This window comes from Streptomyces sp. NPDC042100, from assembly GCF_055582325.1.
On record NZ_JBVJDK010000017.1, the window covers coordinates 49,780 to 70,619 of the forward strand.

General features: G+C 73.4%; 15 protein-coding genes. 3 read left to right on the plus strand and 12 right to left on the minus strand.

The window, feature by feature from the left end; all coding sequences use genetic code 11:
* The first annotated feature begins 59 nt into the window (after positions 1 to 59).
* Both ACZ6J5_RS30860 and ACZ6J5_RS30865 read left to right on the plus strand, forming a co-directional pair.
* A complete protein-coding gene (locus ACZ6J5_RS30860) occupies positions 60 to 1,118 on the plus strand; it encodes a glycosyltransferase family 2 protein (RefSeq protein ID WP_469396964.1) in 1,059 nt (352 codons plus the stop codon).
* Positions 1,119 to 1,134: 16 nt separating this feature from the next.
* A complete protein-coding gene (locus ACZ6J5_RS30865; protein ID WP_469396965.1) occupies positions 1,135 to 1,323 on the plus strand; it encodes a hypothetical protein in 189 nt (62 codons plus the stop codon).
* 58 nt (positions 1,324 to 1,381) lie between these two features.
* On the opposite strand, the gene ACZ6J5_RS30870 is transcribed toward ACZ6J5_RS30865, so the two are convergent.
* From ACZ6J5_RS30870 to ACZ6J5_RS30925, 12 genes are all read right to left on the minus strand, one after another.
* Complete coding sequence (locus ACZ6J5_RS30870) at positions 1,382 to 3,085, minus strand: proline--tRNA ligase (RefSeq protein ID WP_469396966.1); 1,704 nt, start codon at positions 3,083 to 3,085, stop codon at positions 1,382 to 1,384.
* 69 nt (positions 3,086 to 3,154) lie between these two features.
* A complete protein-coding gene (locus ACZ6J5_RS30875; protein ID WP_469396968.1) occupies positions 3,155 to 3,700 on the minus strand; it encodes a GNAT family N-acetyltransferase in 546 nt (181 codons plus the stop codon).
* 42 nt (positions 3,701 to 3,742) lie between these two features.
* The gene (locus tag ACZ6J5_RS30880; RefSeq protein ID WP_469396969.1) at positions 3,743 to 4,588 is read right to left on the minus strand and encodes a GNAT family N-acetyltransferase; all 846 of its coding nucleotides are present in this window, start codon (positions 4,586 to 4,588) and stop codon (positions 3,743 to 3,745) included.
* Positions 4,589 to 4,732: 144 nt separating this feature from the next.
* Entirely contained in the window at positions 4,733 to 5,890 is a 1,158-nt protein-coding gene (gene ispG / locus ACZ6J5_RS30885; protein WP_469396970.1) for a flavodoxin-dependent (E)-4-hydroxy-3-methylbut-2-enyl-diphosphate synthase, read from the minus strand.
* Between the two features lie 103 nt (positions 5,891 to 5,993).
* Positions 5,994 to 7,298 carry a M50 family metallopeptidase gene (locus ACZ6J5_RS30890; protein WP_469396972.1) on the minus strand — a complete coding sequence of 435 codons (1,305 nt, stop codon included), beginning with the start codon at positions 7,296 to 7,298 and terminating at the stop codon, positions 5,994 to 5,996.
* Complete coding sequence (gene dxr, locus ACZ6J5_RS30895) at positions 7,295 to 8,545, minus strand: 1-deoxy-D-xylulose-5-phosphate reductoisomerase (RefSeq protein ID WP_469396973.1); 1,251 nt, start codon at positions 8,543 to 8,545, stop codon at positions 7,295 to 7,297. Before dxr ends, ACZ6J5_RS30890 begins: the two co-directional genes overlap by 4 nt.
* Positions 8,546 to 8,579: 34 nt before the next feature.
* The gene (gene aroA / locus ACZ6J5_RS30900) at positions 8,580 to 9,827 is read right to left on the minus strand and encodes a 3-phosphoshikimate 1-carboxyvinyltransferase (protein WP_469396975.1); all 1,248 of its coding nucleotides are present in this window, start codon (positions 9,825 to 9,827) and stop codon (positions 8,580 to 8,582) included.
* A 95-nt stretch (positions 9,828 to 9,922) separates the two neighbouring features.
* Entirely contained in the window at positions 9,923 to 11,851 is a 1,929-nt protein-coding gene (locus ACZ6J5_RS30905) for an acyl-CoA dehydrogenase family protein (RefSeq protein ID WP_469396977.1), read from the minus strand.
* 179 nt (positions 11,852 to 12,030) lie between these two features.
* A complete protein-coding gene (locus ACZ6J5_RS30910; RefSeq protein ID WP_469396979.1) occupies positions 12,031 to 13,476 on the minus strand; it encodes an aldehyde dehydrogenase family protein in 1,446 nt (481 codons plus the stop codon).
* 389 nt (positions 13,477 to 13,865) lie between these two features.
* Positions 13,866 to 14,849: an EamA family transporter gene (locus ACZ6J5_RS30915; protein WP_469396980.1), complete on the minus strand. Its 984-nt coding sequence runs from the start codon at positions 14,847 to 14,849 to the stop codon at positions 13,866 to 13,868.
* Positions 14,850 to 14,989: 140 nt separating this feature from the next.
* Complete coding sequence (locus tag ACZ6J5_RS30920) at positions 14,990 to 16,666, minus strand: PucR family transcriptional regulator (RefSeq protein ID WP_469396982.1); 1,677 nt, start codon at positions 16,664 to 16,666, stop codon at positions 14,990 to 14,992.
* Between the two features lie 104 nt (positions 16,667 to 16,770).
* Entirely contained in the window at positions 16,771 to 19,011 is a 2,241-nt protein-coding gene (locus ACZ6J5_RS30925; protein WP_469396983.1) for a type IV secretory system conjugative DNA transfer family protein, read from the minus strand.
* Between the two features lie 451 nt (positions 19,012 to 19,462).
* Here ACZ6J5_RS30925 and gabT point away from each other — a divergent pair, with 451 nt between their 5' ends.
* Complete coding sequence (gabT, locus tag ACZ6J5_RS30930) at positions 19,463 to 20,797, plus strand: 4-aminobutyrate--2-oxoglutarate transaminase (protein ID WP_469396985.1); 1,335 nt, start codon at positions 19,463 to 19,465, stop codon at positions 20,795 to 20,797.
* Positions 20,798 to 20,840: the final 43 nt, after the last annotated feature.

Below are 20,840 nucleotides of genomic sequence, written 5' to 3' on the forward strand. Positions count from 1 at the left end.
AGACCTTCGAGGTGCTGGCCGCGCACCGGACGGGCCGGCGGGAGCGGACGGAGCGCACGATGACGGATCTGGTAGCGGTGATCCCCGCGCACAACGAGCAGCACGGCATCACCGCCACCCTCGGCGGGCTCTACCGGCAGTCCGTGCGGCCCGACCGGATCATCGTCGTCGCGGACAACTGCACCGACCTCACCGCCGAGGTGGCCGAGCGCGTCGGCGCCGAGGTCCACGTCACCGCCGGCAACCGCGACAAGAAGGCGGGCGCCCTCAACCAGGCCCTGCCCGCCGTCCTCGACGCCCTCCCCGAGGACTCCCTGGTCCTGGTCCAGGACGCCGACACGGTGCTCAACCCCCGGTTCGTGCGCAGCGCCGTGGACGCCCTGGACGAGGACGGGCGCGTCGGCGCCGTCGGCGGCGTCTTCTACGGCGAGGAGGGCGGCGGACTCCTCGGCCTGCTCCAGCGCATGGAGTACGAGCGGTACGCGCTGGAGATCCACCGCAAGGGCAACGAGGCCACCGTGCTCACCGGCACCGGCACCGTCTTCCGCTCACGTGTGCTGCGCGAGGTCCGCGACGCCCGCCGCGCCGGCCGGATCGGCGGCGGGGACTCCTACTACAGCCTCGCCTCGCTCACCGAGGACGACGAGATCACCAAGGCCGTCAAGACGCTCGGCCACCGCACCGTCTCCCCCGACGGCTGCTGGCTCGTCACCGAGGTCATGCCGACCCTGCCCAAGCTCTGGCACCAGCGGATGCGCTGGCAGCGCGGCGCCCTGGAGAACCTGCGCGACTACGGCCTGACCAGGGTCACCCTGCCGTACTTCGGGCAGCAGCTCATGCTCGGCCTCGGCGCCCTGGCACTGGCGCTGTTCGCCCTCTTCAGCGTGCTCGTCCTGACCACCGTCGGCTGGCAGGGCTTCTCGCTGTTCTGGGGCGCGATCACGCTCGTCTTCGTCCTGGAACGCACCCTCACCGTGCGCCGGCAGGGCCGCCGGGCCGTACTGCTGGCCCTGCCGCTCGTCCCGGAGCTCCTCTACGACGTGTTCCGGCAGCTCGTCTTCGCCCGGTCCCTGGTCGACCTCGTCCTGCGCCGCAAGGAGCGCTGGGTCGCCACCTGATCCGAAAGGAACCCCCATGTACGGAAAACCCATCGGAGCCAGCGCCGTGGGCGGCACGGGCGCGAGCCTCGCCGCCACCGGAGCGGGGCTGAGCCCGCTCGCCGTCCTCGGCCTCATCGTGGCCGCCACGACCCTGATCGCCGCCGGACTCGCGATGCGCAGCCTCGTCCCGATCGTCCGAGGCGACCGGCCCGACCGGGACTGAACGCGTGTGCCCCCTCCCGGCGCCCGAAGGCGCCGGGAGGGGGCACACGTGGACGGCGTCAGGCGGAGAGGCGGGCGATCGCCTCGTCCACCGGGAGCTCCTCGCGCTCGCCGGTGCGGCGGTCCTTCAGCTCCACGACACCCTCGGCGGCGCGCCGGCCGGCGACCAGGATCTTCGGGACGCCCATGAGCTCGGCGTCCGTGAACTTCACGCCCGGGGAGACGCCCGCGCGGTCGTCGACCAGGACCCGCAGGCCCGCGGCGGACAGCCGCTCGGAGACCTCCAGGGCCAGCTCGATCTGCTGCGCCTTGCCGGCGGCGACGACGTGCACGTCGGCCGGGGCGATCTCGGCGGGCCAGCACAGGCCCTTCTCGTCGGCGGTCTGCTCGGCCAGGGCCGCGACCGCGCGGGAGACGCCGACACCGTACGAGCCCATGGTCACGCGGACCGGCTTGCCGTTCTGGCCGAGGACGTCCAGCTTGAGCGCGTCCGCGTACTTGCGGCCGAGCTGGAAGATGTGGCCGATCTCGATCGCGCGGTCCAGCTTGAGGCCGGTGCCGCACTTCGGGCACGGGTCGCCGTCCTCGACGACGACGACGTCCACGTACGCCTCGACCTCGAAGTCGCGGCCCGCGACGACGTTCTTGGTGTGGACGCCCGGCTTGTTGGCGCCGGTGATCCACGCCGTGCCCGGCGCGACGCGCGGGTCGGCGAGGTACGTGACCTTCTCCAGGCCCTGCGGACCCACGTAGCCGCGGACCAGGTCGGCGCGCTCGGCGAAGTCCTCCTCGGTCACCAGCTCGACCGTGGCGGCCGGGCCGAAGTGCGCCTCGACCTTGTCCATGTCGACCTCGCGGTCGCCGGGGACGCCGACGGCGACGATCTCGCCGTCGACCTTGACCAGCAGGTTCTTCAGCGTGGCGGAGGCCGGCACGCCCAGCGAGGCGGCCAGCGTCTCGATGGTCGGCGTGTCGGGGGTCGGGATCTCCTCGGCGGCCGGCACGCCGGTGGCGTCGACCGGCTTCACGGCCTGGTAGACGGCCTCGGTGTTGGCGGCGAAGTCGCAGTTCGGGCAGTCGGCGAAGGTGTCCTCGCCGGCCTCGGCCGGGGCCAGGAACTCCTCGGACTTCGAGCCGCCCATCGCGCCCGCGGTGGCGGCGCAGATGCGGTAGTCGAGGCCCAGGCGCTCGAAGATGCGCTGGTAGGCCTGGCGGTGCAGGCCGTACGACTGCGCCAGGCCCTCGTCCTCGGTGTCGAAGGAGTACGAGTCCTTCATCAGGAACTCGCGGCCCCGCAGGATGCCGGCGCGGGGGCGGGCCTCGTCGCGGAACTTCGTCTGGATCTGGTAGAGGATGACCGGCAGGTCCTTGTAGGAGGACGCCTGGTCCTTCACCAGGAGGGTGAAGATCTCCTCGTGGGTCGGGCCGAGGAGGTAGTCGCCGCCCTTGCGGTCGTGGAGGCGGAACAGCTCGGCGCCGTACTCCTCCCAGCGGCCGGTGGCCTCGTAGGGCTCACGGGGCAGCAGGGCCGGCAGCAGGACCTCCTGGGCGCCGATGGCGTCCATCTCCTCGCGCACCACGCGCTCGACGTTGGCGAGGACCTTCTTGCCCAGCGGCAGCCAGCTCCAGATGCCGGCGGCGGTGCGGCGCACGTAGCCGGCGCGGACCAGCAGCTTGTGGCTGAGGACCTCGGCGTCCGCCGGGTCGTCGCGCAGCGTCTTCGCCATCAACTTCGACATGCGCTGGACCTGTGCCTTGGCCATGGTTCTCGTACTCCTGCCGGGTAAGGGTGATGGCTAGGAGGTTAGCCGTGCGGGGGCGGCTCGGAGAAATCAGTTCCCGCGTCTGAGCGGCAGCGGAGCGCCCATCACGGCGTACGGGCGGGGGGCGCTCGGGAAGTGCACCTGGCGCGCCAGGTCCCGGTAGCCGAGGGAGGCGTACAGGCCGCGGGCGGGGCTGTCGGTGTCGATGGCCGACAGGATGGAGCGGGGCAGCTCGGAGCCGTCGGTGATGGTGGTGATCAGCGCGCGGCCGATGCCCCGGCCCTGGAAGGCCGGGTCGACGTGCAGCTCGGTGATGACGAAGGAGTCGGTCAGCCAGCCCTCGCTGCCGGTGGCGCGCAGACAGGGCTCGACGATGGTGGACCACCAGTGGCCGCGGTCGTTGGGCATCCCGTACACGAAGCCGGCCAGGCGCCCGTCGGGGGTGGTCGCGCCGTACGCGCGGGCGCCGGGGTTGAGCAGGTGGCGCAGCACGATGTGGCGGCGCACGGCGATCTCGTCCGCCTCCAGCCCGAAGGCCCGGGCCTGCACGTCGAGCGCCTCGTCCACGCGCGCGGCGAGATTGACGGGCCCGATCTCGACCTTCGTGTCATCCATGCGCCGCACCCTACAAGCCGTACGGGGGCTTCCGAACCCGCTTCAGAACAGCACGCTCATGAAGGCGCCGACCTCGTCGAAGCCGACCCTGCGGTACGCGGCCCTGGCGGGGGTGTTGTAGTCGTTCACGTACAGGCTGACGAGGGGCGCGACGTCGGCGAGCGCGTACTGGAGGACGGCGGCCATGCCGGTCTCGGACAGGCCCCGGCCGCGGTGCTCGGGGGCGACCCAGACGCCCTGGATCTGGCAGGCCTGGCGGGTGGCGGCGCCGATCTCGGCCTTGAAGACGACCTTGCCGTCCTCGATGCGGGCGAAGGAGCGGCCGGAGCCGACCAGCTCGGCGACCCGGGCCTGGTAGAGGAGCCCGCCGTCGCCGGCCATCGGGGAGACGCCGACCTCCTCGGTGAACATGGCCACGCAGGCGGGCATGATCACCTCCATCTCGTCCTTGCGGACCCGGCGGACCAGCGGGTCGGGGGCGACGGTGACGGAGGGGCCGTCGGCGACCATCAGCGGCTGGTGGGCGCGGACGTCGCGGGCGGGGCCCCAGCCGGGCTCCAGGAGCTCCCAGAGCCGGGCGGTGGGCCCGGCGGGGCCGACGATCGAGGAGCAGCGGCGGCCGACCCGGCGGGCCCGCTCGGCGAAGGCGCGGACGGCCTCGGGGGTCGCGCAGATGGGGACCAGGTTGGCGCCGGAGTAGCAGAGCGAGCGCAGCCGCCCGTCGGCGTACCAGCCCCACATCTCGCCGCCCAGGCGCCAGGGGTCGAGCCCGGCCATCTGGACGCGGGCGGTCACGAAGGCGTTCTCGACGGGGGCGCTGTCCAGGACGGCGAGCGCGGCGCCGAGGTCGGCGGGTTCGAGGACCCGGGTGGAATTCTGCGTCAACACGAGGGGGCCTCACCGTGCGGTTTCTGCTGGTCTCCGCACTTTACCCCTGTCCCCCGCCGCCCGGGGCGCGCGAAGCCCCTCCGTCCCGGGAGGGGCGGAGGGGCTTCGGCGGCGGCTTCCCGCGCCGCTTCGGGCGCGCGGGGGTCAGACGCCGATGGCTACGGTCGGCTCGCCGCTGGCGACGCCGTCCTTCTCCATCTGCTCGGCGATCTTCAGTGCCTCCTCGATGAGGGTCTCCACGATCTTCGACTCGGGGACGGTCTTGATGACCTCGCCCTTGACGAAGATCTGGCCCTTGCCGTTGCCGGAGGCGACGCCCAGGTCGGCCTCGCGGGCCTCGCCGGGGCCGTTGACGACGCAGCCCATGACGGCGACGCGCAGCGGGACCTCCATGCCCTCCAGGCCGGCGGTGACCTCCTCGGCCAGCTTGTAGACGTCGACCTGGGCCCGTCCGCAGGACGGGCAGGAGACGATCTCCAGGCGGCGGGGCTTGAGGTTCAGCGACTCCAGGATCTGGTTGCCGACCTTGACCTCCTCGACCGGCGGGGCCGAGAGGGAGACGCGGATGGTGTCGCCGATGCCCTCGGAGAGCAGCGCGCCGAAGGCGACGGCGGACTTGATGGTGCCCTGGAAGGCGGGGCCGGCCTCGGTGACGCCGAGGTGCAGCGGGTAGTCACAGGCGGCGGCGAGCTGGCGGTAGGCGTTGACCATGACGACCGGGTCGTTGTGCTTGACCGAGATCTTGATGTCGCCGAAGCCGTGCTCCTCGAAGAGGGAGGCCTCCCAGAGGGCGGACTCGACGAGCGCCTCGGGGGTGGCCTTGCCGTACTTGGCGAGCAGGCGGGCGTCGAGCGAGCCGGCGTTCACGCCGATGCGGATCGGGGTGCGGGTCTCGGCGGCCGCCTTGGCGATCTCCTTGACCTTGTCGTCGAACTGCTTGATGTTCCCCGGGTTGACCCGGACCGCGGCGCAGCCGGCGTCGATCGCGGCGAACACGTACTTCGGCTGGAAGTGGATGTCGGCGATGACGGGGATCTGCGACTTCTTCGCGATGGTCGCGAGGGCGTCGGCGTCGTCCTGGGTCGGGCAGGCCACGCGGACGATCTGGCAGCCGGAGGCGGTGAGCTCGGCGATCTGCTGGAGCGTGGCGCCGATGTCCGAGGTGCGGGTGGTGGTCATCGACTGCACGGACACGGGGGCGTCGCCGCCGACGGCCACCGATCCGACCTGGATCTGGCGGCTCTTGCGCCGCTCAGCGAGCTTGGCCGGGACGGACGGCATTCCGAGAGAGATGGCGGTCATCAGCTGTACAACCCCAAGGTGTGGTTCATCGGGCTCAGGTCTTCGAGATTACCGCCCCGCGGGCGGGCGGCCGGACACCGTACGGAATCCGGCCGCTGGCGGCTCAGGTCAGCTTCACCGGATTGACGATGTCGGCGACGAGGACGAGCAGGGTGAAGCAGACGAACACGCCCGCCACCACGTAGGCCGCCGGCATCAGCTTGGCGACGTCGAACGGGCCCGGGTCGGGGCGCTTGAAGATCCGCGCGGCGTTGCGGCGGACGGACTCCCACAGGGCGCCGGCGATGTGGCCGCCGTCGAGCGGGAGCAGCGGGAGCATGTTGAACAGGAACAGCGACACGTTGAACATGACCAGCAGGTTCATGAACCAGACCAGGATCGTCTGCGGCGGCGCCTCCAGGGTCATCAGCTCGCCGCTGATGCGGGCGGCGCCGACGACGCCGACCGGGGAGTCCTGGGCGCGCTCGCCGCCGCCGAAGGCGGCGTCCGCGAGGGCGGGGATCTTGCCGGGCAGCGCGATCACGGACTCGACGCCGGCCTGGAGCTGGTCGGACATGCGGGTCACGGACTGGCCGAAGGTGAGCGGGGTGACCTCGGTCTTGGAGGCGAAGCCCAGGTAGCCGGCGGGGACGGTCTGGAGCGGCTGGACGACCCGGCCGTCGGCGTCCTTCTTGTAGACCTCGTTCTTGATGAGCGTGGGGTGGAGGTCGAGCCGCTGGTCGCCGCGCTGGACGGTGATGGTGGCGGGGCCGATGGTGTCGCGGATGTGGTCGGAGAGGGTGTTCCAGTCCTCGACCGGGGTGCCGTTGAAGGCGACGATCTTGTCGCCCTGGCGCAGTCCCGCGGCGTACGCGGGCGAGACCGGGTCGCCGCTCTGGCAGGCCTCGCGCTTGGTGGACTGCGGGATGACGCACTTCTGGACGCCGGCGACCTTGGTGGTCTGGGCCTCGAAGCCGATGGCCATGGCGCTGCCGAAGAAGAGCAGCACGGCGAGGACCAGGTTCATGAAGGGCCCGGCGAACATGACGATGACGCGCTTCCACGGCTTGCGCGTGTAGAAGAGGCGGTCCTCGTCGCCGGGCTGGAGCTCCTCGAAGGAGGCCTCGCGGGCGTCCTCGATCATGGAGCGCCAGGGGGAGGTCGAGCGGGCCTCGATCTTCCCGTCCTTGCCGGGCGGGAACATGCCGATCATGCGGATGTAGCCGCCCGCGGGGATCGCCTTGATGCCGTACTCGGTCTCGCCCTTCTTGCGCGACCAGATCGTGGGGCCGAAGCCGACCATGTACTGGGGCACGCGGATGCCGAAGAGCTTGGCCGTGGAGAGGTGGCCGAGCTCGTGCCAGGCGATGGAGACGAGCAGGCCGAAGGCGAACAGCACCAGGCCGAGTACGTACAGGAAAACGGTCATGCGCGCGCCTCCGCGATTGCCTTCGCCGCGAGTTCCCGGGCCCGGGCCCTGGCCCAGGTCTCCGCTTCAAGGACGTCGGACACCGTGAGCGGGGTTCCCCGGTCGGGGGTGCCGTGCTCGGTGACGACTCGGGTGACGGTATCCATGATTCCGTTGAACGGCAGCCGGCCGGCCAGGAAGGCGTCCACGCACTCCTCGTTGGCGGCGTTGAAGACGGCGGGGGCGGTGCCGCCGAGCTCGCCGACGTGCCGGGCCAGGTTCACCGAGGGGAAGGCCTCGTTGTCGAGGGGGAAGAACTCCCAGGTGGAGGCCTTGGTCCAGTCGAAGGCGGGGGCCGCGTCCGGGACCCGCTCGGGCCAGCCGATGCCGATCGCGATGGGGCCGCCCATGTCCGGCGGGGTGGCCTGGGCGAGCGTGGAGCCGTCCGTGAACTCGACCATCGAGTGGACGTACGACTGGGGGTGGACGACGACCTCGATGCGGTCGAACGGGATGTCGTAGAGCAGGTGGGCCTCGATGACCTCCAGGCCCTTGTTGACCAGGGTCGCGCTGTTGACCGTGATCACCGGGCCCATCGCCCAGGTCGGGTGGGCCAGCGCGTCCTCGCGGGTCACGCCCTCCAGCTCGGCGCGGGTCCGGCCCCGGAAGGGCCCGCCGGAGGCGGTGACGACCAGCTTGCGGACGTCGTCGCGGGTGCCGGCGGCCAGCGCCTGGAAGAGCGCCGCGTGCTCGGAGTCGACCGGGATGATCTGGCCCGGCTTCGCCAGCGCCTTCACCAGCGGGCCGCCGACGATCAGCGACTCCTTGTTGGCGAGCGCCAGGGTCCGGCCGGCCTCCAGGGCGGCCAGCGTGGGCGCCAGACCGATGGAGCCGGTGATGCCGTTGAGCACCGTGTGGCACGGCGAGGCCGCGAGCCGCGTGGCGGCGTCGGGGCCCGCGAGGAGCTCGGGCAGCGGCTCCGTGCCGTACAGCGCCTTCAGCGCCGCGCGCAGCTCGGGCAGCGCCTCCTCGCGGGCCACCGCGACCGTGCCGGCCCGCAGCCGGAACGCCTGCTCGGCGAGCAGCCCGATCCGGCCGCCGGACGCGGCGAGGGCGGTGACCCGGAACCGGTCGGGGTTGCGCAGGACCAGGTCGATGGCCTGGGTGCCGATGGACCCGGTGGAGCCGAGCACGACGATGTCGCGGCGTCCGGTGGACACGTCGAAGGCGATGTGCGGGTCGGCGAGAGGAGAGGGGCGGTCGCTCATGCCCCCCATTCTTGCCGCAAAGACTGTGGGCTCCTCACAGCCCCCGGGCGAACGCCTCGAAAACGGTGTGGAAGTCCGGGAACGTCTTCCGTACGCAGCCTGGGTCGTCGAACGTGACGCCGGGCGTGCGCAGCGCGGCGACCGCGAACGACATGACGATCCGGTGGTCGCCGTGGGTGGCGATCTCGACGGGCCCGGCGGGGGTGCCGGGGTGGATCTCGATCCAGTCGGGCCCGGTCGCCACGGTGACGCCGAGGGCGCGCAGGTTCTCGGCGCAGGCGTCGAGGCGGTCGCACTCCTTGACCCGGGTGTTGGCGACGTCCTCGATGCGGACCGGCCCGTCGGCGAAGGGGGCGATCGCGGCGAGGGTCGGCATGGTGTCCGAGATGTCCCGCATGTTGACGGTGAGGCCGCGCAGCGGGCCCGTGTTGCGGACGGTGGTGCGGTCCGCCGCGACCGTCACCTCGGCCCCCATCCGGCGCAGCACGTCGACGAAGCCGAGGTCGCCCTGGAGGGCGCCTTCGCCGAGCCCGGGGACGGTGACCTCGGCGCCCGGGGTGAGCGCGGCGGCGGCGAAGAAGTAGCTGGAGGTGGAGGCGTCGGGCTCGATGGCGTAGGTGGTGGCCCGGTAGCCGGTGGGGGCGACGGTGTAGGTGCGGCCCTCGGGGCCGTCCTCGCGGGCGATCTCGGCGCCGAAGGCCCGCATCATCGCCAGCGTGATCTCCACGTACGGCTCGGAGACCAGGTCCGTCACCGTGATCGCGAGCCCGTCGGCGGTGAGCGGGCCGAGCATCAGCAGCGCGGTCAGGTACTGGGAGGACTGCCCGGCGTCGAGGCGGAGCGCGCCGCCCTTGATGCCTCGGCCGGTGACGGTGAGCGGGTGGTGCCCCTCGCGCTCGCCGTGCGCCAGCTCCACGCCGAGCTCGCGCAGGGCGGTGGTCAGCGGGCCGAGCGGGCGGCGGCGCATCTGGGGCGAGGCGTCGAAGCGGAAGGTGCCGTGGCCGGCGGCGGCGAGGGCGGGCAGGAAGCGGGCGGTGGTGGCGCCGTCGCGGCAGTACACGTCGGCCTCCTCCGCGCCGGGGCCGGCGGGCCGCCCCTCGATGTGCCAGGCGCCGGGCTCCTGCCGGACGGCGTAGCCGAGGGCCTTCAGCCCCTCGGCGAAGCCCTCCGTGTCGTCGGAGCGCAGCGGCCGCAGCAGCGTGGTGGTGCCCTCGGCCGCGGCGGCGAGGAAGAGCGCGCGGGCGGTGACGGACTTGGAACCGGGGATGTCTATGACGGTCACGGCCCCCAGTCTGCCGTGGCGGGCGGACGGGGGGCGGACCGTTTCGGCCAGTGGACGACGGGCTTCCGCGCGGGGCGGGAGCAGGCGGACCGGTGCTACGGGATCTTCCGGTGCACGTTCTCCTCGGCCGACGGCCCCGGCGTGGCGTCGGCGATCCAGGGCCCGTCGTCGCTCGGGTCGAGGATGCCCTCCTCCAGCCAGGTGTACGAGCCGGCGAGGACGCCGTCGACGACCCTGCCGTCGAGGTCGTCGGTGTTGGCCCAGAGTCGGCCGAAAAGCTCGTCCACCCGCAGCCGCGCCTGCCGGCAGAACGCGTCGGCGAGCTGGTGCGCCTCGCGCCCGTGGTCCGTGGTGGTCCGCAGCAGCTCGGCCCGCACGCAGACGGCGCTCATCGCGAACAGCTCGGCGCCGATGTCGACGATCCGGCCGAGGAAGGCCTGCTTGAGCTCCATCCGCCCCTGCCACCGGGACATGGCGTAGAAGGTCGAGCGGGCCAGCTTGCGGGAGGTCCGCTCGACGAACCTGAGGTGCGTCGCGAGCTCGCGGAACTCCCCGTACGCGCCCGGCAGCTGCCCCGGTCCGGCGACGAGCTTCGGCAGCCAGCGGGCGTAGAAGCCGCCCGCGCGGGCGCCCGCCTTCGCCTTGTCGCCCACGCTCTTGTCGGGGTCGATGATGTCGCCGGCGACGGCGAGGTGGGCGTCGACGGCCTCGCGGGCGATCAGCAGGTGCATGATCTCGGTCGAGCCCTCGAAGATCCGGTTGATCCGCAGGTCGCGCAGGAGCTGCTCGGCGGGCACCGCGCGCTCGCCCCGGGCGGCCAGCGAGCCGGCCGTCTCGTACCCCCGGCCGCCGCGGATCTGGACCAGCTCGTCGGCCATCAGCCAGGCCATCTCGGAGCCGTACAGCTTGGCGAGGGCGGCCTCGATGCGGATGTCGTTGCGGTCCTCGTCGGCCATCTGCGAGGCCAGGTCCACGACCGCCTCCAGCGCGAAGGCGGTGGCGGCGAGGAAGGAGATCTTCGTCCCGACGGCCTCGTGCCGGGCGACCGGCTTGCCCCACTGCTCCCGCTCCGCCGCCCACTCGCGGGCGATCTTCAGGCACCACTTGCCGGCACCCGCGCAGGCGGCGGGGAGCGAGAGCCGCCCGGTGTTCAGCGTCGTGAGGGCGATCTTCAGCCCGGCGCCCTCCGGCCCGATCCGGTGCGCGGCGGGGACCCGCACCCGGTGGAAGCGGGTGACGCCGTTCTCCAGCCCGCGCAGCCCCATGAACGCGTTGCGGTGCTCCACGGTGATGCCGGGCGAGTCCGCCTCGACGACGAAGGCGGTGATGCCGCCCTTGTGGCCCTCGGAGGCGGGCACCCGGGCCATCACGACGAGCAGGTCGGCGACGACGCCGTTGGTGGTCCACAGTTTCACGCCGTCGAGGACGTACGCGTCGTCCCCGTCGGGCACGGCGGTGGTGGCGAGCCGCGCCGGGTCGGAGCCGACGTCGGGCTCGGTCAGCAGGAAGGCGGAGATCGCGTCCCGGGCCAGCCGGGGCAGGAAGGCGTCCTTCTGCTCCTGGGTGCCGAACAGCTTCAGCGGCTGCGGCACCCCGATCGACTGGTGGGCGGAGAGCAGCGCGCCGAGCGCGGGACTGACCGAGCCGACCAGGGCGAGCGCCCGGTTGTAGTACAGCTGCGTGAGACCGAGACCGCCGTACCTGGGGTCGATCTTCATGCCGAGCGCGCCGAGCTCCTTGAGCCCGGTCACCGTCTCGTCGGGGATCCGGGCCTCGCGCTCGATGCGGGCGCCGTCCACGCGGGTGGCGCAGAACTCCCGCAGCTTGGCCAGGAACGCCTCGCCGCGCCGGACGTCCTCGTCGGCGGGGAGCGGATGCGGATGGATCAGGTCGAGGCGGAAGCGCCCCAGGAAGAGCTCCTTGGCGAAGCTCGGCTTGTGCCAGTCCTGCTGGCGCGCGGCCTCGGCGACCTGCCGTGCCTCGCGCTCGGAGACCTTGGGCGGACGCTGGGTGGGTGCGGACATGAGGAGCTCACCTCGCCGCTCGTCGGGGGCCTTGAGTGGCTGTCTGTCCGTCGTACCCGATATCGGCGGGTTCGGAAAGACGGCCGGACCGTACGGGCGGACCGCGGACGCGGAACGGGGACGGCCGGAGCCCCCGCACAGTGGGCTCCGGCCGTCGGTCCGTGACGCGTACGTTCGGGTTACAGCGCCAGGCCCGTGAGGACCAGGACCCGCTCGTACGTGTAGTCGTCCATCGCGTACTTGACGCCCTCGCGGCCGACGCCGGAGCGCTTGGCGCCGCCGTACGGCATCTGGTCGGCGCGGTAGGACGGGACGTCGCCGACGATCACGCCGCCGACCTCCAGGGCGCGGTGGGCGCGGAAGGCGGCCTGCAGGTCGTGGGTGAAGACACCCGCCTGGAGACCGAAGTCCGAGTCGTTGACCGCGGCGAACGCCTCGGCCTCGCCGTCGGCCTTGGCGATGGTCAGGACCGGGCCGAAGACCTCGGCGCGGGCCAGGGTGACGTCGGCCGGGAGCTCGGTGAGGACGGTCGGGGCGTAGGTCGCGCCCTCGCGCTTGCCGCCCGCGAGCAGCTTCGCGCCGGCCGCGACGGCCTCGTCCACCCAGGCCTCGACGCGCTTGGCGGCGTTCTCGTCGACGAGCGGGCCGACGTCGGTGGCGTCGTCCGCCGGGTCACCGGTGACCTGCGCCTCGACGGCGGCGACGATCTTCGGGACCAGGCGCTCGTAGAGGGAGGCGTCGGCGATCACGCGCTGCACGGAGATGCAGGACTGGCCGCCCTGGTAGTTGGAGAAGGTGGCGATGCGGCCCGCCGCCCAGTCCAGGTCGGCCTCGGAGGACCAGTCGGGCAGCACGACGGCGGCGGCGTTGCCGCCGAGCTCCAGGGTGCAGTGCTTGTGCGGCACGGACTCCTGGATGGCGTAGCCGACGGTGTCGGAGCCGGTGAAGGAGATGACCGGGAGGCGCTCGTCCTTGACCAGGGCGGGCATCCGGTCGTTCGGCACGGTGAGGATCGACCAGGAGCCGGCCGGCAGGTCGGTCTCGGCCAGGATCTCGCCCAGGACCAGGGAGGAGATCGGCGTCGACGGAGCCGGCTTGAGGATGATCGGGGCGCCGACGGCGATGGCCGGGGCGACCTTGTGGGCGCTCAGGTTCAGCGGGAAGTTGAACGGCGCGATGCCGAGGACGACGCCCTTGGGGATACGGCGGGTCAGCGCGAGCCGCCCCACGCCGCCGGCCTCGGTGTCGAGGCGGGTGGCCTCGCCGCCGTTGAAGCGACGGGCCTCCTCGGCCGCGAAGCGGAACACCGACACGGCACGGCCGACCTCGCCGCGTGCCCACTTGATCGGCTTGCCGTTCTCGGCGGAGATCAGCTGGGCGATCTCCTCGGTGCGCTCGGCGAGCCGCTTCGACACGTGGTCGAGCGCGGCGGCGCGGACGTGCGCCGGGGTGGCGGCGAACTCGTCGACGACGGCGTGCGCGGCGGCGACGGCCTCCTCGACCTGGGCCTCGGTGGGCACGCTGACCTTGCCGACCAGACGCCCGTCGAAGGAGTTCGTGACGTCGAAGGTGGCCTCGCCGGTGGCCTCGCGGCCGGCGAGCCAGAAGCCGTGGGTGGTCGTCATAGCGTCCCGGCCCTTTCCGTATCGGGGGTGCGAGCGATCGCTCTCGGGACACGTTAGGGCCGAGGGGCCGCGCGTGGGCTTGTCCGTGGCGGAGTGATGGCCGGGGGATCCTGTCCGCTTTGGCGGACAGGACGGGAAACGAGGCGGAGCGGGGGGGGCGGCGGGGCGGCGGGCCCGACGGACGGCCGGGCCCGACGGGCGGCCGGGCCCGGCGGGCGGCAGGGCCCGACGGGCGGCCGGGCCCGACGGGCGGCCGGGCCCGACGGGCGGCCGGGCCCGACGGGCGGCCGGGCGGCCAGGCAGCCAGGTCGGCGGGCGGCCAGGTCGGCGGGCAGCCGGGGCGGAGGGCACTGGCCCCGGGCCACGCCGTGTCACCGGGGCGGGGCGGCCTACCCCTTCGACCGCCGCTCCGTGGAGACGATGAGGCAGACCCCGCCCACGACGATCAGGCCGCCGAGCACGATCGGCCAGCTCAGGGCCTCGTCCAGGACGAGCGCGCCGAGCGCGACGGCGACGACGGGGTTCACGTACGCGTAGGTGGCGACCAGCGAGAGCGGGGCGGCCTGGAGCAGCCAGGCGTACGCGGTGAAGGCGAGCAGCGAACCGAAGACGATCAGGTACGCGAGGGCGCCCCAGGAGCGCCCGGAGACGGCGGACAGGTCCAGCCCGTGCCGCTCGCCCCGGACCAGCCCCACCCCGATCCCCGCGAGCCCGCCCGCGACCATCTCGTACGCGCTGGCCGTGAACGGGTTGCCGGGCAGCGGCAGCCGGGACGAGGAGAACGAGCCGACCGACCAGCAGAGCGTCGCGGCGACGACGAGGACGACCCCGCCGACCCGCACCTCGCCGCTGAGCCCCGGCAGGGTCAGCACGCCGAGCCCGACGAGCCCGAGCAGCACGCCCGCGAGCCCGCCCCGGGTCGGCCGGTCCCCGGCGAGCGCCTTGAGGATCACGACCCAGGCGGGGACGACGGCGATGAGCAGCGCGGCGAGCCCGGACGGGATGGAGGTCTCGGCGAGCACGACGAGCCCGTTGCCGCCGAGGATCAGCAGCAGTCCGACGCCGGCGGCGGAGCCGAGCTGCCGGGGCGTGACCTTGAGCGCGGCGGGCCCCTGGCGCCAGGCGATGATCCCGGCGAGCAGCAGCCCGGCGGTGACGAAGCGGGCGCCGGCGGAGAGGAAGGGCGGCAGGGTCTCGACGACGATCCGGATCCCGAGGTACGTGGACCCCCACACGACGTACACGATCCCGAGCGCGGCCCAGACGGCGACGGGTATCCGCCGCGTGCCGGGGGCGGCACCGGGCAGGGGGTGACCGGCGCCGGAGGAGGAAGAGGAGAGCTCGGGTGCCGGATCGACGGCGGGCGTTGTCATGTGCAGGAGGTTAGGTGGCGATCGGACCGAACGCCATGGATTCTGCCCGGAAACGGGCAGGTCAGAGCGGTGAACCGACCCCGGGGAACCGCCCGGGCGGTTCCTCGGACTGTTCCCCGGACGGTTCCTCGGACGGCTCCTCACTCACCCTCTCGGCCGCCCCTTCGGCCGACCCCCCGGCCGCTCCCGGCCGACGACGCCCCCGCCCCGCCCGCCGCCCCGCCCGCCGTCCCGTCCCCCGTGGCCTTCAGCGCCAGCCACAGCTCCATCCGGACGTCCGCGTCGTCGAGCGAGCGCCCGAGGATCTCCTCCACGCGGCGCATCCGGTAGCGCAGGGTGTGCCGGTGGACGCCCAGGTCGGCGGCGGCCGCGTCCCACTGGCCGTGCCGGGAGAGCCAGGCGCGCAGGGAGGCGACGAGGTCGCCGCGCCCGGTCGCGTCGTGCTCGTACAGCGCGCGCAGCAGCCCGTCGGCGAAGGCGCGCACCGCGTCGTCGGCGAGCAGCGGCAGGACGGACCCGGCGGCCAGCTCCTCGTGCTCGACCAGCGCCCTGCCCCGGCGGCGGGCCACCGACAGCGCCTGTTCGGCCTGCTTGTAGGCCGCGGCGGCAGCGATGGGCCCGGTCGGGGCGGACAGCCCGACGACGATCCCGGCGTCCTCGGCCTCGCGGGAGGCGTACCCCTCGCAGGCGGTGACGACGGCGCCGCCGTCCCCGGCGAGGACGATCAGCCGCTCCTCGCCGTCGGGCACGGTCAGGACCGACTCGCCGGCCCGGGCCGCGGCGGCCTCCAGGGACTCGGCGAGCACGGCCAGCGGCGACTCGCCCGGGGCGGACGGCTCGGCGGCAGCGGAGGCAGTGGCTGTGGCGGTGGCTGTGGCGGTGGCGGGCTCGGCGATGAGCAGCCGGAAGGGCGCGTCGAGCAGCCCGCCGTACAGGTCGCCGGCGACGGCGCGGGCGTGGTCGGGCTGCCCGGCGAGGAGCATCCGCAGCACCGCCGCGCCGAGCCGCTGTTCGGCTGCCTGGAGGGAGCGGGAGCGTTCGGTGGTGAGGGTGAGCAGGGCGATGGCCGAGTGCACGGCGTACCGCTCGGCCGTGCCCAGCGGGGCCCCGGTGCCCACGGCGAGGGCGCCGCGGACCCGGCGCCCGGTGCCGAGGGACTGGAGCTCGACGCGGTCGTCGGTGCCGCCGACGACGGCGCTGGCGGGCGCGGGGCGCTCGCGGAGGCGCTCGATGTCGGCGGTGAGCCGGGCGGCGCGGCGGGCGGCCCACTCGGGCGAGACGGCGACGACACGGCCGGAGGTGTCGTAGAGCGCGGCCCAGCCGTCGACGTGCGCGGCGAGCCGGGCGACGACGGCGTCGGGGCCCTCGGCGAGCGCGGCCCGGGTCAGCTCGCGCTGGGCCTCGAAGCCGGCGGTGACGGCGCGGTACTGGTCGGCGGCGATGGCCGCGGACACCGCCTTGCTGATGGCGAGGAAGGGGGTGCGGCGCGGGACTTCGAGGAGCGGCAGGGCCTCCTCGCGGGCGGCGTCGAGGAGGCCCTGCGGGATCGCCTCGTAGTTGACGCCGACGGCGAAGCCGAGCCCGACGACGCCCGCGCCGAGCAGCCGTCGGACGTAGCGGCGCATGGCCTCCGGGTCCTCGGCGTCGAGGGTGAGCGCGGTGGTGAGCAGCAGCTCGCCGCCCTCCATGTAGGGGACGGGGTCGGCGAGCTCGCTGACGTGCGCCCAGCGCACCGGGGTGTCGAGGCGGTCCTCACCGGCTCGGACGGTGAGTTTGAGCGCCGAGTGCTGGACGAGCGAGGCGAGGGTGGGCGGCATTGGCGACCGGTGGACCTTCGGGGGGAGGGGAGGCGCTGCCCGTCGGGCGGCGCCTCCCGATTGTGCCAGCCCGCCGAGGGGGGCGCCTTCGGCGCGGGCGGGGCTCAGCCGCGCAGGTCCACGAGGAGCGGGGGCGTCTGCTCGCCGTGCACGTGGGTGAGGGAGACGACGGCGTGGCCCGGGGGGACGGAGTGGGCGAGGTCGGAGGCGGACCAGCGTTCGCGCTCGACTTCTCGGACGGTGACGGCTTCGGTGGTGACGGCCTTGCCCGTGATCTTCTTGCGCACCGCGTGGATGGCCCGGGTCATCGGCTGGTCGGCGAAGACGGTGTGGTGGGCCACTTCGGTGACCTCGACCCGTTCGATGCCCCAGGTCTCGGCGAACGCCCGCCCGTCCCAGGTGGAGATGCCGGAGAACGCCATACGGCACCCGACGGCCGCGAGCAGCGGCCCCGTCAGCGGTTCGGCGACCTCCGCGAAGGTCCGCAGGGCGAGCACGACACCGGCGTTCTGCGAGCGCAGCCGCTGGAGGCCCCGTACGGTCCCGGAGGTGAGCGCGCCGGAGGCGTCGTCGAGGACCAGGCAGGCGAAGGGGGCGGGAGCGGGCCGGTTCCGTGTGACGGCCTGGAACTGGGCGAGCACGAGCCGGTTGAGCAGGCGGCCCGCCTCCTCGTGGCCGCCCTCGGGCAGGCTGATCCGCACCCGCATCGGATGCTGGGCGACCGCGCGCAGCGAGAAGGGCCGCACGTCGCTCCCGCCGCCGAAGAACTCGGCGAAGGCGGGCCGGTCGAGGGCGGCGAGCCGGTCGGCGAGTAGCGGCCCGACGTCGGACGGGGTGCCGACCTGGCGCATCCGCGAGTCCAGCTCGCGCCGCATGGCCTGCGCGCCGTCGGCCGGCAGGCGGTCGAGCACGGCCCGCAGGGTGTCGGGGTGGCCCTCCAGCAGTTCGCGGAGGACGGGCACGTGCGGGAAGCGCCCGTGCGCGGTCCGGTAGGGGCCGATGAGCTGGGCGAGGGCGGTGGCGGCCCGCCGGGTCTCCACCCCCTCCATGTCTCCCACCAGGCCCTCGGCGAGGACGGCGGCGGCCTCGTCGGGGTCGGTGGCTCCGCCGTACAGATCCAGGTCGTAGGGCGAGGTGCGGTCGCCGAGCCGGACGACGACGTCGTAGGCGTCGTCGGGGCCGAGCGGGGCGCCGGGCGTGCCGACGGCGACGACGGCGCAGGCGCCGGTCAGGGCGTGGAGGGTGAGCGACTCGACGACGGGGCCGACGAGGGTCCGGCTCTTGCCCTGCCCGGACGGGCCCACCGCGAGGAGGGAGGTGGCGAGGAGTCCGGCGTCGAGGGCGAACCCGGCGCCGTGGTAGGCGTGCGGGGTGCCGTCGGCGACCGGATAGGTCCCGACCCGGACCTGGCCGGCCAGCAGGTCGTGCGGGGCCGAACGGCGCGGCAGGTCACGGGCACCGGACGGGTGTGTGCCCGCCGCCGCGCCCTGCTCGACGATCGCGCCGGCGCACGCGGCCCGGCGCGTCCCGTCCCGTTCGGACTCCGCCCAGGCACGTCGCACCCGCGCGATGTCCAGGTCGTTCATGCGCCCTGCGGCGACCTCGCCGGTGAGGACGTCGGCGGCGCGGTGCTCACCGGCGGCGCGGAGTTCGGGCCACTGGGAGGGCGGCACCACGGCGGCGACGGGATCGGGCTGCGCGGCGGGGGCCGCGCGGCGGCGACGGTCGCGGAGGATTCCTCTCCAGTCGCCGAGCCTGGCGAACGGCCAGACGACGAGAAGCGTGATCAGCACATAGACGGTGTAGACGAGCAGGGTCGACGTGAACACCTCGAACCCGCCGGTGATCAGCGCGATGAGCGAGAACAGGGGCCGCGCCAGGGGCAGCGGCACCCAGCCGAGGCCGAACCAGTCCGGCCAGACGAGCATGAGGGCGCCGAGTGCCATCACGGCGGCGAGGAACGCCCGCGGAGCCGCAGCCAGCCGGCCCATGTAGTACAGGGTGATCCTCCGCCAGGAGCCGAGGAATCCCAGCAACGCCACGAGCAGGGCGAAGAACAGGCCGTCGACGATCACCCGCGCCGCGTCGCCGTGCCAGTCGACCGACTGGGTGGTGCCCGGCCAGAACCAGTCGTCCGGTGTCAGTACCCACACGATCTCGGTCTTGTACGGGAAGTAGCCCGCGGTCCAGACGGACCAGACGACCAGCCCGATGGCCAGCGGCAGCAGCATCCCGATGATCGTCACCGGCGCCAGCCGCTCGGCCGGCCCGGCCGCCGCCACGTACCGCAGCCGCCAGATCCCCAGCCCCGCCTCCGGCCTCGGCGCGTCCAGCCACTCCGCCACGGGATGCCGGGCGGCCGGGACGTGCCCCGGCCGGGGTGGGGTGGCGGGGGGCGGGGGCGGGACGAGGGGGGTGGCCGTCGGAGGGGGGGGTGACGGGGCCGTCGGGGGCTGGGGCGGGGGGCCGGACGGGCGTGGGAGTGGTGGCCGGGCGGCGGGGTCGCGTGCGGGTGGGCCGCTCGTCCGGTCGCGTGACTCGTACGTGCCTTCGGTGTCCATGAACCCCTGCCCCCTGACCAGCCAGGTCGCCGCATCCGTGCAAGCGTCAATCTAGTGGTGATCCGCCCCGGCCGAGCCGTTTCGCCCGGCCGGACGAAAGCCGTGCCGTCATGTCCAACGCGGACAACGACACGCCCCGCAACACTCCCTATCGGCACATGCCTCCGGCCCGCCCCCGCACCTAGCCTGCGGAGGAAACCCCGCACGTGCGTCCAGAACACCCCAGGAGCCCCGCATGAACGCTGTCCCGCAGGAGCGGCGCGTCGTCACCGCCATCCCCGGCCCGAAGTCGCAGGAGCTTCAGGCCCGCCGTCTCGACGCGGTCGCCGGTGGCGTGGGCTCCACGCTTCCGGTGTTCACCAAGCGGGCCGGTGGCGGCATCATCGAGGACGTCGACGGCAACCAGCTCATCGACTTCGGCTCCGGCATCGCCGTGACCTCCGTGGGCGCCTCCGCCGAGGCCGTCGTGCGGCGCGCCTCCGCGCAGCTCGCCGACTTCACCCACACCTGCTTCATGGTCACGCCGTACGAGGGGTACGTCGAGGTCTGCGAGGCGCTGTCCGAGCTGACCCCGGGCGACCACGCCAAGAAGTCCGCGCTGTTCAACTCGGGCGCCGAGGCCGTCGAGAACGCGGTGAAGATCGCCCGCTCGTACACCAAGCGCCAGGCCGTCGTCGTCTTCGACCACGGCTACCACGGGCGTACGAACCTGACGATGGCGCTCACCGCCAAGAACATGCCGTACAAGCAGGGCTTCGGCCCGTTCGCGCCCGAGGTCTACCGCGTGCCGGTCGCCTACGGCTACCGCTGGCCCACCGGCCCGGAGAACTGCGGCCCCGAGGCCGCCGCCCAGGCCATCGACCAGATCACCAAGCAGATCGGCGCCGACAACGTCGCCGCGATCATCATCGAGCCGGTCCTCGGCGAGGGCGGTTTCATCGAGCCGGCCAAGGGCTTCCTGCCGGCGATCGTGAAGTTCGCGAACGACAACGGCATCGTCTTCGTCGCCGACGAGATCCAGTCCGGCTTCTGCCGCACCGGCCAGTGGTTCGCCTGTGAGGACGAGGGCATCGTCCCCGACCTCATCACCACCGCCAAGGGCATCGCGGGCGGTCTGCCGCTCGCCGCCGTCACCGGCCGCGCCGAGATCATGGACTCCGTCCACGGCGGCGGCCTCGGCGGCACCTACGGCGGCAACCCGGTCGCGTGCGCCGGTGCCCTCGGCGCCATCGAGACCATGAAGGAGCTCGACCTCAACGCCGCGGCGAAGAAGATCGAGTCGGTCATGAAGGCCCGCCTGACGGCCATGCAGGAGAAGTTCCCGGCCATCGGCGACATCCGCGGCCGCGGCGCGATGATCGCGATCGAGCTGGTCAAGGACCAGGCGACCAAGGAGCCGAACCCGGAGGCCGCCGCCGCGCTCGCCAAGTTCTGCCACAACGAGGGCGTCCTCGTCCTGACCTGTGGCACCTACGGCAACGTGCTGCGCTTCCTGCCGCCGCTGGTGATCGGCGAGGACCTCCTGAACGAGGGCCTGGACGTCATCGAGAGCGCGTTCGCCCAGATCTGAGGCTTCCGGCACCCGGTGTGAAGAAGCTGTGGGGGGCCGATGG

What these genes read in the sequence shown, in the direction of transcription:
- ACZ6J5_RS30915 (WP_469396980.1), bottom strand. Translation starts at nt 14,849, where the DNA reads ATGACAACGCCCGCCGTCGATCCGGCACCCGAGCTCTCCTCTTCCTCC.
- ispG (WP_469396970.1), bottom strand. Translation starts at nt 5,890, where the DNA reads ATGACCGCCATCTCTCTCGGAATGCCGTCCGTCCCGGCCAAGCTCGCT.
- ACZ6J5_RS30890 (WP_469396972.1), bottom strand. Translation starts at nt 7,298, where the DNA reads ATGACCGTTTTCCTGTACGTACTCGGCCTGGTGCTGTTCGCCTTCGGC.
- ACZ6J5_RS30870 (WP_469396966.1), bottom strand. Translation starts at nt 3,085, where the DNA reads ATGGCCAAGGCACAGGTCCAGCGCATGTCGAAGTTGATGGCGAAGACG.
- ACZ6J5_RS30875 (WP_469396968.1), bottom strand. Translation starts at nt 3,700, where the DNA reads ATGGATGACACGAAGGTCGAGATCGGGCCCGTCAATCTCGCCGCGCGC.
- ACZ6J5_RS30905 (WP_469396977.1), bottom strand. Translation starts at nt 11,851, where the DNA reads ATGTCCGCACCCACCCAGCGTCCGCCCAAGGTCTCCGAGCGCGAGGCA.
- ACZ6J5_RS30865 (WP_469396965.1), top strand. Translation starts at nt 1,135, where the DNA reads ATGTACGGAAAACCCATCGGAGCCAGCGCCGTGGGCGGCACGGGCGCG.
- gabT (WP_469396985.1), top strand. Translation starts at nt 19,463, where the DNA reads ATGAACGCTGTCCCGCAGGAGCGGCGCGTCGTCACCGCCATCCCCGGC.
- ACZ6J5_RS30910 (WP_469396979.1), bottom strand. Translation starts at nt 13,476, where the DNA reads ATGACGACCACCCACGGCTTCTGGCTCGCCGGCCGCGAGGCCACCGGC.
- ACZ6J5_RS30860 (WP_469396964.1), top strand. Translation starts at nt 60, where the DNA reads ATGACGGATCTGGTAGCGGTGATCCCCGCGCACAACGAGCAGCACGGC.
- ACZ6J5_RS30920 (WP_469396982.1), bottom strand. Translation starts at nt 16,666, where the DNA reads ATGCCGCCCACCCTCGCCTCGCTCGTCCAGCACTCGGCGCTCAAACTC.
- dxr (WP_469396973.1), bottom strand. Translation starts at nt 8,545, where the DNA reads ATGAGCGACCGCCCCTCTCCTCTCGCCGACCCGCACATCGCCTTCGAC.